At 40.3% G+C, this 15,632-nt stretch carries 12 protein-coding genes; 4 read left to right on the top strand and 8 right to left on the bottom strand.

Features of this window, described 5'->3' with window-relative positions; all coding sequences use genetic code 11:
- Positions 1-35: 35 nt before the first annotated feature.
- Positions 36-3,212 (bottom strand): TonB-dependent receptor, encoded by a 3,177-nt coding sequence (locus EXT47_RS19695; RefSeq protein WP_130127383.1) that lies wholly within the window; start codon positions 3,210-3,212, stop codon positions 36-38.
- Between the two features lie 34 nt (positions 3,213-3,246).
- A complete protein-coding gene (locus EXT47_RS19700) occupies positions 3,247-4,107 on the bottom strand; it encodes a S1/P1 nuclease (RefSeq protein ID WP_130127384.1) in 861 nt (286 codons plus the stop codon).
- A gap of 378 nt (positions 4,108-4,485) precedes the next feature.
- On the opposite strand from EXT47_RS19700, the gene EXT47_RS19705 reads away from it, so the two are divergent.
- Together EXT47_RS19705 and EXT47_RS19710 are read left to right on the top strand one after the other, a co-directional pair.
- The gene (locus EXT47_RS19705) at positions 4,486-5,223 is read left to right on the top strand and encodes a PhnD/SsuA/transferrin family substrate-binding protein (protein WP_240701637.1); all 738 of its coding nucleotides are present in this window, start codon (positions 4,486-4,488) and stop codon (positions 5,221-5,223) included.
- Positions 5,213-6,139, top strand: coding sequence for a hypothetical protein (locus EXT47_RS19710; protein ID WP_130127385.1), 927 nt, complete (start codon positions 5,213-5,215; stop codon positions 6,137-6,139). Before EXT47_RS19705 ends, EXT47_RS19710 begins: the two co-directional genes overlap by 11 nt.
- Positions 6,140-6,189: 50 nt before the next feature.
- On the opposite strand, the gene ushA is transcribed toward EXT47_RS19710, so the two are convergent.
- The 3 genes from ushA to EXT47_RS19725 all read right to left on the bottom strand — a co-directional run bounded on the left by ushA (position 6,190) and on the right by EXT47_RS19725 (position 8,559).
- Positions 6,190-7,779 (bottom strand): bifunctional UDP-sugar hydrolase/5'-nucleotidase UshA, encoded by a 1,590-nt coding sequence (gene ushA, locus EXT47_RS19715; protein ID WP_130127386.1) that lies wholly within the window; start codon positions 7,777-7,779, stop codon positions 6,190-6,192.
- A 63-nt stretch (positions 7,780-7,842) separates the two neighbouring features.
- Positions 7,843-8,034, bottom strand: a complete 192-nt coding sequence (locus EXT47_RS19720) for a hypothetical protein (protein ID WP_010605345.1) — start codon at positions 8,032-8,034, stop codon at positions 7,843-7,845.
- 102 nt (positions 8,035-8,136) lie between these two features.
- Positions 8,137-8,559 (bottom strand): MAPEG family protein, encoded by a 423-nt coding sequence (locus EXT47_RS19725; protein WP_130127387.1) that lies wholly within the window; start codon positions 8,557-8,559, stop codon positions 8,137-8,139.
- 117 nt (positions 8,560-8,676) lie between these two features.
- On the opposite strand from EXT47_RS19725, the gene EXT47_RS19730 reads away from it, so the two are divergent.
- Together EXT47_RS19730 and EXT47_RS19735 are read left to right on the top strand one after the other, a co-directional pair.
- Entirely contained in the window at positions 8,677-11,562 is a 2,886-nt protein-coding gene (locus EXT47_RS19730) for an insulinase family protein (protein ID WP_130127388.1), read from the top strand.
- Positions 11,563-11,680: 118 nt separating this feature from the next.
- Positions 11,681-12,190, top strand: a complete 510-nt coding sequence (locus EXT47_RS19735; protein ID WP_039495068.1) for a GNAT family N-acetyltransferase — start codon at positions 11,681-11,683, stop codon at positions 12,188-12,190.
- Here the strand turns inward: EXT47_RS19735 and EXT47_RS19740 are convergent.
- Genes EXT47_RS19740 through EXT47_RS19750 form a run of 3 tightly spaced genes read right to left on the bottom strand, consistent with a single transcriptional unit; the run spans position 12,185 to position 15,609 of the window.
- Positions 12,185-12,763, bottom strand: a complete 579-nt coding sequence (locus EXT47_RS19740; RefSeq protein WP_039495070.1) for a membrane integrity-associated transporter subunit PqiC — start codon at positions 12,761-12,763, stop codon at positions 12,185-12,187. The genes EXT47_RS19735 and EXT47_RS19740 overlap by 6 nt on opposite strands.
- A complete protein-coding gene (gene pqiB / locus EXT47_RS19745) occupies positions 12,764-14,419 on the bottom strand; it encodes an intermembrane transport protein PqiB (protein WP_039495072.1) in 1,656 nt (551 codons plus the stop codon).
- Positions 14,416-15,609, bottom strand: a complete 1,194-nt coding sequence (locus EXT47_RS19750) for a PqiA/YebS family transporter subunit (protein ID WP_039495075.1) — start codon at positions 15,607-15,609, stop codon at positions 14,416-14,418. The genes pqiB and EXT47_RS19750 overlap by 4 nt, the downstream gene beginning before the upstream one ends.
- Positions 15,610-15,632: the final 23 nt, after the last annotated feature.

Consider the following 15,632-nt stretch of genomic DNA (forward strand, 5'->3'; position numbering starts at 1 on the left):
GAGGGGAAGAACCATTCTTCCCCTCGTGTCAAAACTTAGAAGTTGTAGCGTACGCCGATCTTGATGCGGTAAGTTGAGTCTTCTGCCTCAAATTTACTCTTATCAAGAGAAGTTTCACCTATAATGTACTTACCTGTAGCTTGGTCAATATCCATTTCAATAACACGGTTAGTACCAAAATCTTGAACATGTACCTTACCTGCTGAAGAGTCAATCAGATTAAGTAAATTATTAACTACAAAGTAGACTTCACCTTTATGATCTTTTGTAAAGCCCGGAAGCTCCTGAGAAACATACAGATCCATCGTCGTAGTCCAAGGTGATTTTCCTGCACTGCGGTCAACAAAGCCGCCAGCGTAACCCGATAAGCCAAGTTCTTTGTAGTGAGCTAGTACTTCTGCTTCGGTAACACCTTCATAACGAAGTACATTAGGATCGTTAGCTGTTGGAACATAAGCTAGGTAATTCCCGCCTCGCGCTGCACCATATCCTGTAGGCTGAATAAGGTCTTCATTGAAATATCTCTCATCTGTCAGACTTGTCCATCTCGCAATGTGGCTATACGGCGAACCTGAACGACGTTCAAAGAATAGATTGAAATTCGTTTTATAGTTTTCAATGAACTCTGTTGAGTAGCCAAGATTTAGTACAAAGCGGTGTTCAGTTTCATATGTCGAAGTACCAATTTGTGTTTCTTGATGATCTAAAAAGTGACCATAACGGTAGTTACTACGTGCTGTAGAAGAACCACCAGGGTTACCTTCGGTGATATCTTGATGAGTATAAGACATGTCAAACTTAATGCCATTGTCCCACTCTTTAGAAAGACCTGTACTTAATATAATTGAACGGCCATTCTCGTCTGCATTAGTGAGCATAATATCCAGTTCTTTTGTGTTATAGAACGGAAGCTCCCCATCAATTGTAGAGTTCACTTCAGCATCTAGACGATTTGCACCATTAAGAAGTCGAGCATTCACCCACTCTGCAGTATTTTCTTTATCAGTGAAGATTGCTGTCGTTGTCCAAGCGAATCCGTCACCAAGACCTGGGATATCAAGTGTTACATCTGCATTTAGCATATATGTCCACTGTGATGGAATATCGAAGTTAGGATCGATAAAGTTTGAAACTGAACCGTTATTAGCTTGGTTTATACCATCAACTGCTTCAGGCAAAATATTGTTTAGGATGTTACTCGGTGCTACAAAATCCTTTTTACCGAAGTCTTGTCGGCTTATACCGTCATTCGAATATGAGTTAGATATCCAAACGTTAGGGTTACCACCAGCATAACGACCTACGCTACCACGGATAGTGACGTCTTCGTTCATGTAATAAGTGAAACCTGCACGAGGCAACCAAATGTCAGCGCCGTCTAGGTTATAAGTGTTGTCATAACCTGTACTTTCAAATAACTCCTCGTTGAAAGCAGGTTTGTCGTCAGAGCCTAAACGCTCGTAACGAAGACCAAAGCTAAATGCTAGTTCATCGCTGAAATCCCAACGGTCGTTAATGTATAAAGCTAGGTCTTTACGTTTGAACGCAGCTGCGACTCTACTTGGATCATTACCTACACCATTCGAGTATGAATAATCTTTTACTTGGCGTCCTGCAAAGTCTTCAAGACTGTCAAACTCGACAACACCTTTAGAACCATCTAAATAAAGATTTTCAACGTCTAGAATGTCATACTTAATACCGAACTCTAGTGTATGTTCGTCAAGCAGGTAAGTACCGTCAAACTTGAATGTTGTTAGGTCGTTTTCTAGTGAATTTGAATGACGGCTTTCATCTGAACCAAAGCTAATATCACCTTTTGTTCCATCTCCGTCCACATCTATATTAGATATTTTAATATCACCTAGACCTAAAGCGCTATCAAGTGAAACCTGGCCAGTTTCAACAGACTTGCTTGTGAGACTGATTTGTGTTGAGAAATCATCCGTCCAGTCCGAGTATAGTGTTGAGCTGAAGTTATTTAGTTTCTCTGATTTATTGTACCAATGAGTACTCAAGCGTAGCTCGTTTGAGCTTTGAGTCATGTTGTTTGTGCGGTTACCTTCATTGAACATATATACGAAGTTTGCACGGTGATAGTCGTTGATGTTCCAATCTAGTTTGATGATGTATTTTTCATCTTCCAGTTGTGGTTGTGTGTCTGCACCACCGATGGTATCAACACCATATACTTCAGAAGCAATTTTGCGTACAGCTGCTAAATCGTTTTGTGTGATGTTAGTTTCGTTAGCGCCGATACCTGAACCTGCTGGACCCCACTCAATTGACTGAGGAGATTCATACTTTTCGTAAGCACCGAAGAAGAACAGTTTGTTTTCAATAAGAGGCGCACCGACTGAGAAGCCGTAGTTCTCTTCTTCAAACTCTAATGGAACTTCTTTACCTTCGTTTTTAGGCGTACCAGCCCAGCTGTCAGTCATTTTCTCATAGAAAACGCTACCAGTAATTTCGTTAGTACCAGACTTAAATACCGCGTCAACGTTACCACCAGTAAAGCCACTTGATTTAGCATTTGTTGGTGCTACTTGAACTGTTACTTGGTCAAGCGCGTCTAGAGGGAAGGGGTTACGCTGTGTAGGGTAACCACCAGAGTTAAGACCGAAGTCATCGTTTAGCGGAATACCATCAACAGTAATAGAGTTTGTACGCGGGTTTGAGCCTGCGATTGTCATCGCACTGTCATTACCAGGTTGGATAACAACTAGCGGGTTATTTCTTACTACATCTTTAATATCACGGTTGATACTTGGCGTGCTCTTAATTGCATCTGCACCGTAATAAGTGTCGTTTGCAGATGAGTTAAATAGTACTGGAGTACCAGTAACTACGATAGACTCCATTTGCAATTCGCTTAGCTGCTGGTCAATCTTTTGTGCTTCACCTAGTGATAGGTAAACGTTACGCAGCTCAGCGTCACGGAATTTGTTTGAGTCGATAGTGATGGTATATGGACCACCAACGCGAAGACCTGATGCGTTGTACGTACCAGTGTCATTCGTTGTAACAACGCGGCGTGTACCTGTCGGTTCGTGAACGATGATAATCTTAGTGTCTGCAGCTGGATTACCTTGAGGTCCTACAATCTGTCCTTTAATAGACGAAGATGTATCTGCCGCAACCGCCATGCCACTCATGCCTAAACTTGCAGCGATAGCAAGCGTAAGTGCATTTTTGCGAAGTTGGATTTTCATTATGTTGTTTCCCGTGTTAGTAGGTTATTTTAAACTAATGGTTAACTGTTATTTTATTTGCTGACTTCAATGATGAAACCAGCGGTTTAGAATTAGGATCATAAATTTGGTTTAATAGGCCAGCTAATCTAATGCCACCTTGTTGCAGCCTAAATTTAACTGTTGGCATATATTTATAAATGTAACCGTAACTTATTTCAGTTTCATTGCTGTTATAAACTTTTTCAGCAATATTATTTGACTCAAGCAACCAATCCGCTGGCGAGCTGTCTAAGTATTCAGCAATTATTTCATTATTTGTGGTTTGAATAAAACGTGTGAATTCTGTAAATGAAAGGTTTTCATTTTCGATTAATTTGGTGTCCCAAGTGCTGTGTAAGTTTGAATCACTGCCAAAAAACTTTACTTTAATCATGTTACCACCACGGTCTTTACCGCGACCTGCGTGAAATGGTTGGTGGCTGTCACCTACAAGATGAACTAGGAAACGGAATGCAAAACGCTTTTCATCGATTGACTTAGATTTTGATTTTAGTGTATTGATGGAGTAGTAGATACCGTCTAGGATGTGTTTTACTTTTTCTTTGTCATTCAAATCGGCATGAACATGCTCGTGCATTGCCTTTGGGTTGTCGATATTGATGTAATGCCACTTTGAAGATTGTTTACGCCAAAATGTGCTTGGATCCGAACGCATCTCATCTGCCCACGTTGAAATCTCAGCCAGAGAGTCACCTTCTAATAAAGGTTGAATCGCAACGCGAGTCTGCTCGGTTAAATGTGCCTCAGCCAATTCGCCAATGATCCTATGACCATTTTGACCCCAGGCGTGTGCACTTGACGTCGTTATAGTCATCCCTACAGCGAAAAGTAATGACAAGCTTTTACGTAACATTTGTATCTCTTGTAGAAAAGGGAACGATCTTCCCAACCGAAAAGTGAGGCCAATTGTCCGTATTTTTCAACAAAATAAAAGGACTCAATAAGATTCATAATTTCTTGTCAATAAAGTAATAAATTCATATATTTACGAGTTATTGGTAAAATTACCTATTGCAATGAGTAAAGAAAATTGATCTAATAGCGGTCAAGAAAGGATAGGTTATTCTAATTAGTGATATATAGTAACATTTTGACTGGTAAATCAACAATTGTATCTTTGTTGTTTATAAGCGCATTATTGTGCTGGATTTTAGGGGCTCGGTTAATATCGGCAAAGCCTCTAGCTCTTGATCCCGTCGTCCAGTATTCAAATACCTGCAAAACACGTTCAGTGTCTAATATCAACACGTTAAAAATACATGTTCCGATTAAAAGTCTCGCGTTAGACGTATTAGTTAGAGCGTGTGAAGATGAAGTGGTCACTAGGCAATATGGGCAGGTGAAAGTGTATTGGGGAGGAAGTCTCGCTGAGCAAATAGAGTTCCTTGCTAAGGGGATCGCCGATCTTATTTTAACGAAAGACAATATCATGTCGGCTTTGATGGCTGAATCAACGCATAGTTATAAGCCTGTTATCGGTTATCCGGCTTATTCCGCCTTTTTTATCTCAAACACAGAAAAACCTAAATTATCTAAATCGTATTTCTTAGATAAAAAAATAGGTTTGCTTGACTATCCAACAAGCCGCTCTGGCCACATATTACCAAAAAGTGCATTTAAAGAGTTAGATATCGATATCAATGCACTCGATATTACCTATTTAAGCTCGCATCAAGCGCTCCGGGATCGGTTAGCTGCTGGCGAAGTTGATATTATAGCTTCTTATTGGTCCGAAGAAGATGAGCAGCGGTTTTCAAAGAATTACATTACGCCAATTGCAAATAATGTTAGTGGCAGTAAATGGTATTTAAAAATGAACAACAATAACACTGATTTGGCTTGTGCAATGCAGGGAATTATTAACCAGGTGGCTCAATTAAGAACATCTAGTTACTTTGATAAGGTAGATAGATACTGGCAATGTGAAGCCTTACCTTATGGCTTTATCGGAGAAGAAGATGGAAATTAGCCAGCGCAATATATCCGTTTTTATTGCTTTGGCGTTATTGTTTAGCGGTATTTTCTACATTTCTCAAAGTATTGAAACTAAACGGGTTTTGAAGCAACAAAAAGAAGCGGTTGCGCTTCGTGTTGCTATTGATATGAATCGTTTACCTGTCGCAGATCCTTTTTTACATTACGCAGGTAATGAAACTGAGTTAAGAGAATATATAAACTCACTCAATACTGTGTTAGACGCTCAAGATGCCCGTTTAACTGTTCTTGATATTAATACGTCTGGAGCAGGACAGGGTGAAAAAAGTGAAGTGCTAACATTGTCTGCGCCGCACAGAAACTTCTATATTGCGGTCTCATTAGATGATACCAAACCAAAATCAGCCTATATTTTTCCACTGATTATGGCGTTTATCGGCGTTGCAGTGTTCAACTGGGTGAGAAGAAAAGGTATTGAGGCAAAGGTAAGTTCAAATCAAACACTAGAGAAGTTGCCGGAATTTAAGCTTGTTATTGATTTGTACTCAAAAACAGTAACAACGAATAGAAACAAATTAGTCAGTGTTCAATTAGCCAATAAACCATTATGCTTTTATTTGGCACTTGTTGAGTTTTGCGAGGTAAACCCTGACACTATTCTCAACCAAAACAAAGAGATGCCAAAAGAGTTATTGGATCTCGCGGATAAATACTTTTATCGTTTAGTTGAGCTTGGTCATACTATAAGAAAACGGCCAAACTTCACCAATAGTTTAGAAAAAACACTAAGTGAAATTAGAGCTGCACTAGACGAAGTATTAGACGCATTCCCAGAAAAAAAGGTGTTGTTTTATCCGCCAAAAGCACACGGAGAAGGGTCTCGTTCCAAATTACATAGTTATGGACTGAGCGGAGTGAAAAAGTCTGATGTTGATATTATTGGTAAATAGAGCAGGTGTCAGTAAAGCGGCGAGTCACACCGCTTTACTGGATTGTCTTTCTATAAATCGATAGCTTTTATTGGACTATTCTTTTGGAAGTAATCTTTTAGAACCTGTGCATCAGTTAGATCTGTAGCAGTATATTCAGGAAGATGATTAATCTTTGGATAGCCATCACCACCAGATGCATTATAGCTATTCACACTCATACGATAGGTCTTATCGTTGGTTAATGGCTCGCCCGCAATGCTAATATTGGTTACCTTATCATTCTTGATATCAAACTTAATATGGTGGAACTGTAAGTAAGCACCAGAGTCAGGCGGGAATTTAGCAACAATGTTTAAGTAATTAATAAGATCTCTGGCCTTCCAGTCTATGTAAGTAATACGATTTTTAAAAGGGTGAACTTTCAGTACATCTTTGTAGCTGACATCACCTTGTTCTATGCTATCTCGGATCCCGCCGCCGCTGATAATGCCAAAGTCAGCTTCGACAGCTGCCATTTGCGCATTAATGATAAGATCTGCGAGGTTGCTTTGCTTAAATCTCACTGTACTGCGACGACCATCTAAAAAACTATCAACGTATCCTACTGCACCAGCAATTTGAGCTTGTCCTTTTTCTTGAAAAGGCTTCAAAAAAGCAAGCATTTGCGGATCTTCTTGAATCGTTTCACCAATCACAGAGCCAGCTTTATCTTTTAAGTTTACAGGGATTAAGTTATAGCTAATCAAGGTTTTTGTATCACCATCAATTCTAAATACGGCTTTACCCACATACTTACCCCACTCATGTGCTTGCATAATCCAAACACCATTTTGATTATCTGGTTTACATGTTTTGCCAGGAGCGAATGACGTATCCTCGTTACCATTGTCGTCGACACAGACAGGTTCTTGAGAATGTCCACCGACTATCAAATCAAGCATACCTTTAGGAAGTCGGCGCGCAAGTGTTACATCACCGGGCGCATTGATACCATGATTAGCACCGTGATAGTGGCCCATATGTGTGACAGCAATCATCACATCTGGGTGGTATTTGGCTTTGATCTTAGGAACCCAGTTTTCTGTGGCTGCTAAAGGCTCAATAAAAGTAAGGCCATGAACATGTTTTGGATTGGCAATTTTAACAGTATCAATTGTCGTAAGTCCAAGGACAGCAATGGTCAATCCTGCACGTTCAATAATTGTGTAAGGCTCGTACGCTGGCATTTGATTTGTATTATCAAGAATATTTGCTGACAGTACTGGGAAGCTTGCCCACTCAATTTGTTTGGCTAGTACATCTCGAGTGTTATCAAATTCATGGTTACCAATTGCCATGGCATCGTAACCGAGTTTACTCATTCCCTTAAAATCAGGTTCGGCAAACTGTAAATCAGATTCTGGTACACCCGTGTTTATATCGCCTCCAGAAAGCAATATAACGGCATGTCCAGCTTTCTCTGCATCACTCTTTAATTGGTCAATTAAGGTTTTTCTGGCTGCCATACCATATTCACCTTTTTCATTTTGCCAAAAACGACCATGATTATCGTTGGTGTGTAATACGGTTAGGTATTCTGCTTGTTGCGACTGCTTAGGAGAGGAAAAATGGCATGCTGATAATAGCAAAGCCGTTGAAAGAATAAGTAAGTTGCGCATAATTTAGAAGCTATTTGATAAATTATGCGCGTATTCTAGATCATTATAATTATTTTAATAGTGCTAACACTCAAAATTGCTATATTTTCTGGCGTTTTGTGCCACCGCAGATACTCTTCTGTCCAGTTCAAACTTTGCTAACTCGCATTTTGCATGGTCTGTTTCTATCATCCAGTTTAAAAAGCTAGCTGGCAGCGTGGAATATGGTTCTCCAGCATGAAGTCCAAAATCGCAGATATCATTATCCTGTTTCATCTATGTGCCCCTGTTGTTCTTTTTGCCATCGCCATGCTAACAAATTGGCTCAGAGATTAAAGAACAATTAGCTAAAACGGATGGCATTTTTATTATTTTTAGTTATATAAGTGTTAAAAGTAATGTGATCCACTGCAACACAATGAAGGCACACCCTGCAAGGTAGAGGCGAAAACGTGTTCGAATATGATTACTACCGATATGAACATAGGCATGTGCAATACGACTAATTACAAACAGTAGGGCGAAGATGCTGAAGCACAACGTAACAAGTTTCATTGCGAGTGCGGCAAGAGAAACCACAAAAAACAACACGGGAATTTCGAACTGATTAGTAAAGTTTCTAGATGCCAGAATGACTTCCTCAGGCGCGTTGTCGAGCGCCATGGTTTTGAACTGATCAAACTGGATCTGTTTCTCTCGTGCAGCTTTAAATCGACGTTTCCCCATAATGACCATAATGAATAAGGTCAGTAGAGTTTGTAAAAATAGCGCGGCGAGCAGTAAATAAATGGATGTCGGCATAGGTTCCTCAGTTTACGAAGTGTTACAAAACAAAAAATTTCTATATTGCAAAAGCTTAGTCGAATGACGATGATAGTCTGGTTCCAAAAAGTAATTATCACAATAATGGATTGTTTTATGAAAAAGCTATTCGCAATTAGCACACTTACCTTAGCAGTTTTGACTGGATGTGGTACAACTTCTTCACTCAATCATTCAGACACGACTGAGAATCTTCTTTCAGAGCAACTGGTTGTAAGTCCTAATGATGATAGACAATATCAAACGTTAACCTTGGAAAATGGCATTGAAGTCATTTTGGTATCAGATCCTTCTGTATCGAAGTCAGCGGCAGCGCTGAGTGTTGGCGTTGGTCTACTACACGATCCTATGTCTCAGCAAGGGATGGCGCACTATCTTGAACATATGCTATTCCTTGGTACAGAAAAATATCCGGATAGCAAAGGTTATTCTGAGTTCATGACCAAAAACGGTGGGGCACACAATGCTTACACTTGGCTGGATATTACTAATTATATGTTCAAAGTGAACAACGATGCCTATGATGAGGCGTTAGACAGATTCTCCGACTTCTTTAAATCTCCAAAGCTTTACCCTGAGTACACAGAAAAAGAAAAGAATGCAGTAAACGCAGAATGGTCTATGCGTCGTGAAATGGACTTTTTTGGCCAATTTAAACTAGCACGAAACATGATGGGAGAGCATCCCGCTAATCGCTTTCTTATTGGTAACCTAGAAACGTTAGGTGATAAAGAAGGTAGCAAACTACATCAAGAGACCGTTGCTTTCTATGATAAGTACTACTCTGCGAATATCATGAAGTTAGCCATGATTTCTAACGAGCCGATTGAGCAGATGGTGGCCAAAGCGAAAAAGCACTTCACGACAATTAAGAATAAAAACATCGAGAAGCCAGAGGTTAAGCAATCGCTTAACTTCGATAACGTTGGGCAGAAGTTGGTCCACTACAAACCAAATGAAGACGTAAAGACGCTACAGCTTGATTTCACTATCAAAAACAACGCAAGCGCGTTTGCGGTTAAACCGAACTATTTCATTACATACCTTCTAAGTAATGAAATGGCGGGTAGCCCAGCTCAAGTACTAAAAGATAAAGGCTTAATCTCATCGTTAAGTGCATTCGCGACACCAAATAGTTATGGCAACTATGGAACATTGCAGATTGATATTCAGTTAACCGATGAGGGCTTAAAGCAACGCGAGTTAATTACAGGTACGGTACTTGATTATATCGATATGATCCGTGAAAAAGGAGTCGATAGCCGTTACTTCAAGGAAATCCAAACGTCGCTAAATAATCAATTTAGGTTTTTAGAAAAAGGCGATGAGTTTGGTTACGTCAGTAACCTTGCGGATAGCATGCAGCATTACCCAATGAACCACGCTATCAATGCGAGCTACTACTATGCGCAGTTTGATGCTGATGCTGTTAATGCCGTCTTGAAGCAATTAACGCCTGAGCAAATGCGGGTATGGTATATCAGTAAAGATGAACCTACTGATGCAAAACTACACTTCTATGATGGTGAATATCAGATTGTAGACTTAAAGCGTAGCGATTTTGATAAATGGAAAGAAGAGGCAAATTTCGATTTAGCACTTCCTAGTGTAAATACCTTGCTACCTGAAAACTTCGCACTGAAAACATCTGCGGATGATGCGAAAAAGGGCGTTCAGAAGGTTATTGATGCTGATGGGGTAACGGTTTGGCATGCTGCGAGTGAGCGTTTCTACCAACAGCCTAAAGGGAGTCTGAAAATCTACGTCAATAACCCAAGTGCATTAAAAGACATCAAAACTGAGGTTGCACTGTCGATTTGGGCTGATTTATACCGCTTGGATAAAGCAAAGTTAATGACTGAAGCGAGCATAGCGGGTATGCATCTTGGTCTGACTCCTGCAAATGGGATAATGCTGGATATTTCAGGTTTTACAGATAAGCAAGCTTTGTTAATAAAGGATGCGCTCTCTGGTGTTCGTGTAGAAACGAATAAACGCGCATTTGACCAAGCCATTGATCGTTACGTACGTGGCATTAAAAATCAAGAGAAAGAATTCCCATTCAGACAAGCTTTCGGTGTTTATCAAAAACTTATCCGTTCAGGAAGTTATGATGATTCTGCATTGATATCAGCAGCTAAATCTTTGACTCTGGCCGACTTAGATAAAGTGCAAAATCAAATTCTGACGAATAACCAAGTTCGTGTTTTTGCCTATGGCAACTACGATAAAGCCGATTTGCAAACAGTAAAAGAGACGCTTGATAATGCGCTGCCTAAACGCCAAAAAGTGACCAAGTACGCACGTGCTAAATATTGGCAACCAGAGCAAAAGCAGACACTGGTATGGCAGCAAGACATTGATGTTGCTGATGTTGCTGTAATCGATTTTGCAGTGCACCCAATCAAAGGCTATGCGCAAAAGGCGGCGGCGATGGTGCTTCAAGGGCACTTAAGGACGGCGGCGTTTGAACGTCTGAGAACCGAAGAGCAGCTAGCGTATGCGGTTGGCGCAACGAGTGTCGCTATTGACGAATATTCAGCGCTAGGCTTCTATATTCAAACACCGGTAAAAGATGCTAAAAGCATGCAAGCTCGCTTTGACGCGTATAAAGATGAATACGCTAAAGACTTAGCCACGTTAGATGGGGCAACGTTTGAGCAGTTAAAAAATGCAGTGTTAGTCTCATTAACCGAAGAGCCAAAAAACCTTTCTGAAGAACTACAACCATTAATAGGCGATTGGTTCAAAGAAAATATGGCGTTTGATTCCGAAGCTAAGTTAATCGCTGCAGTTAAAGCGGTCACATTAGAAGATATTAAAGCGTACTATCAGCAAACTGTAATGAACACCGATGCTGCTAGATTAAATATTCAATTACGCGGTGCTAAGTTCCAAGCTGAGCCGTTTGCAGATTTACCGAAGCAAACTAAACTAGACTCAGTTGAGCAAATGTATAAAAACGTGAAATTCCAACAGTAACCAGTCGGTATTTCAGTAGTAATGAAAAGCTGGGCAAATTCGTTTCCCAGCTTTTTTATTCGCTTATGTAAATGCTAAAGTTCCCATGGAAGTTAATTATGATATTTTTGGAGGCAGAATGACGATAGCGACGGGAGAACGGATCTTTTTAAGGAAAGCAACTTTAAATGATGCCGGCTTCTTACTCAGGCTTTTGAATCAAAAAAGCTTTATCGATAACATCCGCGATAAAGGCATAAAAACGCAACAACAAGCTGAGGAGCATATCGAGCAAGCTTACCTTATTCCCTATCAAATTGGTAAGCCAGCAGCTTACATTGTTGTAGAAGCAAGCAGCAATACTAGTATTGGGTTGTGTGGCTTATATCAAAGGCCTTTTTTTAATATTCCAGACTTAGGTTATGCGCTTTTAGATGAGTTTACCGGAAAAGGCTATGCGGCTGAGGCTGTTAGGTTACTTATGGAATATGCTAAATTAGAACAAAGCCACACCAAGTTAGGTGCTATTACATTAGAAAGTAACCGTAACAGCATTAACCTACTTAGCAAAGTGGGATTTAGTCGTATTGGTAAAATAATAATTGATAATGACTTAACACCTGTAGTGGTGTTTGAGTGCCAACTATAAATGCAGACTTATTTGTGCAGTTAGTTGGTTAAAGTTTTTTTGATGTGCAGATACAAGAGCACTAAAGCCATCCTGCTCAAGCGTTGTTTCAAATTGGAATGGTTGCACTTGAGTTAGTTGATAGCTCCCTTCTTTGTATTGGTAAAGATACCAAGTCCCACTCATCACAGCGCCTTTTTCAAAGTGCCCTGCAAACTCGTTAATTTCTACAACGAGGCGTTGATGTTCTTGCGTGTTGCGATAAAACTTATCGCTTTTAATTGCAGTGGTTTTATTGGTTGCATTTAACGCGTTTACTAAATTCCAAGTCAGCATATCGGAAGGTGGCTGAGCCCAAAAATGAAAATTAGCGATATTTACTTTGTTCTCTGGTTGATATTGCACTAAAGCTTGCTGATCAAACAATTCAATCAACTGCACTTTATCAACCAAGAGAACGTGATTGAGCTCAACTTGCTTTTCGTCAGCGACACTCTTTGCTTCTAACTGATAATAACTAACCGGCTGCGATGGATTCGTTATACAGCCCGTTAAACAAAATAAAAACAAAAATGTCGCTAAGCCAGTCTTCATCTATTTTTTCCTTGGGAGTGGATCTGTACCGCTCTCTTTATTGAAAATAAGCATATTCGGTTGCTCATTCAACCCTTTAGAAATAGGCTTTAAGCGATTTGACAAACTTTCAAGTTCTTCAAGGGTATTGCTAAGTTGATCCATAACACCTGAACCTTTTTGGTACTGAGTCATGGTTTGCTCAAATTGCTTCAAGCTTGATGTGAGCTGGCTTAACGTATCTTTTAAGCTCGTTAAATTACCGCCAACCTTGTCTGTTATATTGTTATTATTGATAGACTCTACGAGTTGATTCATTTCCATTGCTAGTAACCTGTGTTGCTGAAGGGCACCTTCTAGTTCCTTAACAGTTGTTTCAAGAGGTAACCCATTTAACTTGTTCAGTAAGCTTGTGACTTGTTCAGAAAGTGCTGTAATACCGCTCGGAACGCTAGGTAATACTGGATAAATAGTCGTTTTGTTTGAACTAACGACTTCTGCACTTGGATAAAAGTCTAACTCTATATATACCGCACCTGTTAACAAATTGCCACTTTTTAGTGACGCTCTAAGGCCGCTGCTAATCCATTTGTCTATATTTTCTGACCAATATGTTTGTGCAAGCTGTGCATCTTCGTAAATTCGGCCGTACTCAATTTTAACCAATACAGGCACAGAAGTGTTATTTTGTTGAAAGTATAAAGGTCTATCGTCGCTAACACCAGTCGCAGGAACTTGCTCTATCGTACCAATTCGCATACCTCTATATTCAATTGGTGCGCCAGCTCGAAGTCCTCGAATTGATTGCTCAAACTCAATGAGATAGTAATCAAAGTGATCAAAACGTTGCTCTAAAGCCATTGCAAAGTTTTTGTGTAAGGCGTAGGTTTTGTTTTCGAGCGCCGCAGTGCCGCTTGGCATAGTTGGTGGATAGTCAACAGAAATCCCGCCCTTGATCATCTTTGCTAGCGATCCTGTCGACACTTCAACGCCTTCCGTTGATAGTTTAAAATCAATGCCGGAACTAATCCAGAAAATAGCGTTGTCTGTGATAAGGGTATCGTATGGCGAATAGATGAAAATACCATATTCCATTTTTAAGCTTTCGACACTAAAGTGCGCAGACTCAACCTGACCCACTTTATAATTGCGGAAAAAAATACTGGAGCCAACGTCTAATACTTCAGCATCTGAAGCCACGAGTTGGTAGCGCTTTCCTTGCACCTCTGAGCCAATTAATGCAGGTTCATCCATTAAGGTGAATATGCTCGAACGTGTTTTTGCATCACCAGGGGAGAGCTCTATATATACTCCAGAGAGTAGCGTATTCATGCCTGAGATGCCGGATTCATCAATTCTAGGTTTTACTACCCAAAAAGAAGAGTCTTCAGCCAATAAATCACGGTAGGGCTGTAAAATCCTAACTTTTGCAATCACTGCATTTTGCGCTAACTCAAGCTTTAATGACTCGACTAACCCGACCTTAACGCTTTTTACTCTCACTTCAGTTTTGCCGGCAATAATGCCATCTGCGTCAGTCATTTTTATAAAAATAGTGTGGCCTTTATTTGCCTGATGTTGATATAACATCCAGCCTGTGATGAGCAACGCGATAATTGGAATAATCCATATCACTGAAAACTTTGGTTTGTCTTCTATATCAGCTTGAGTAGTCATTGATTATTTTTATCCCACAATAATCTTGGATCAAAACTATTAACGGCTGCGATTTGGCAAAGCACCATCAAAGTAAAAAACACGATACCAATTTCCGGTTCGACATTTAGCACCGTACCGAGCTGCACCAGAGACACTAAGATGATCACGACAAACACATCAATCATGGACCAACGGCCAATGAATTCGAGCAAGCGGTACACTTTTGTTGCTGTGATTGGGTCTTTGGGTTTTTTAACTCGTACAAGTAAGTAACTCAATAGTAACGCTTTTGCGATAGGAATACATATACTTGCGAGAAAAATAAGTGTTGCTACGGGATAAGAACCGGCTTCCCAAAGCACTTGAACGCCTGAAAAAATCGTCGCAGGCGTATGGAGCCCGAGACTAATGGTATCCATGATGGGTAGAAAATTAGCAGGTACAAGTAGCACGACGCTGGTGAGCATCCAAGCTAAGCTTTTTTGCGTTGATTGAGACTTTCGGTATTTTAGTTTGGCGTAGCAACGCTGACACTTTTCACCTTCACCCAAAAAGCCACAAACCTTGCAACGTTTTAGCGTGGAAGATAAATTCTGTGGCTCCATTAGGTGACGATTACATTGAGTCTGATTACGCCACATGTACTCGTGATCGAAAAGTGAGAGCGCTTCAATAAAACACAAAACGAACAGAATATAGGCCCAAAACCCAAGGCCCATCTCCAATTCAGCGAAAGACATTAATTTAAAAGCGCTCACGAGCACGGCGACTAAAAATATATCTGTGAGATTAAGCGGTTTTAGTGCTGAAAGTAATTTGGCTAAATGCCGGGCATTGTGCGCATTGATGATTTGCCAATACTCGGTGTGTGCAAGTAGTAGCAACGAGCATACGGCAACAGGCATAACTAAAATAGTGAAGGCAAATAACCCAGCTAGAAAATAGCTGTAATGTTCAGCTAACAATATGAGCGCTTGCCAGAGGCTTACAACTTGAGTGATACCGTGTTGCGTGTAGGAGATAAAATCTGGAAATAAGCTTGCGAATAAAAATAGTAACGCAGAAAAGCTGAAGGCTTGTACTAATTGGTTTTGGTGTCCTTGTACATGACACAACACGCATCGACAGTTTGGGCACACCGCACGCTTTTGGGACTCGATAGCGTCTATTTCAACAAGCGTATCGCATTCAGGGCAAGCTGTAATCACACAAAAATCCGTTGATTTCCTTT

The organism is Pseudoalteromonas sp. CO342X (assembly GCF_004208915.1).
Taxonomy (GTDB): Bacteria; Pseudomonadota; Gammaproteobacteria; order Enterobacterales; family Alteromonadaceae; genus Pseudoalteromonas; species Pseudoalteromonas maricaloris.

What these genes read in the sequence shown, in the direction of transcription:
- EXT47_RS19720 (WP_010605345.1), bottom strand. Translation starts at nt 8,034, where the DNA reads ATGAAACAGGATAATGATATCTGCGATTTTGGACTTCATGCTGGAGAA.
- EXT47_RS19710 (WP_130127385.1), top strand. Translation starts at nt 5,213, where the DNA reads ATGGAAATTAGCCAGCGCAATATATCCGTTTTTATTGCTTTGGCGTTA.
- EXT47_RS19725 (WP_130127387.1), bottom strand. Translation starts at nt 8,559, where the DNA reads ATGCCGACATCCATTTATTTACTGCTCGCCGCGCTATTTTTACAAACT.
- EXT47_RS19740 (WP_039495070.1), bottom strand. Translation starts at nt 12,763, where the DNA reads ATGAAGACTGGCTTAGCGACATTTTTGTTTTTATTTTGTTTAACGGGC.
- EXT47_RS19735 (WP_039495068.1), top strand. Translation starts at nt 11,681, where the DNA reads ATGACGATAGCGACGGGAGAACGGATCTTTTTAAGGAAAGCAACTTTA.
- ushA (WP_130127386.1), bottom strand. Translation starts at nt 7,779, where the DNA reads ATGCGCAACTTACTTATTCTTTCAACGGCTTTGCTATTATCAGCATGC.
- EXT47_RS19730 (WP_130127388.1), top strand. Translation starts at nt 8,677, where the DNA reads ATGAAAAAGCTATTCGCAATTAGCACACTTACCTTAGCAGTTTTGACT.
- EXT47_RS19695 (WP_130127383.1), bottom strand. Translation starts at nt 3,212, where the DNA reads ATGAAAATCCAACTTCGCAAAAATGCACTTACGCTTGCTATCGCTGCA.
- pqiB (WP_039495072.1), bottom strand. Translation starts at nt 14,419, where the DNA reads ATGACTACTCAAGCTGATATAGAAGACAAACCAAAGTTTTCAGTGATA.
- EXT47_RS19700 (WP_130127384.1), bottom strand. Translation starts at nt 4,107, where the DNA reads ATGTTACGTAAAAGCTTGTCATTACTTTTCGCTGTAGGGATGACTATA.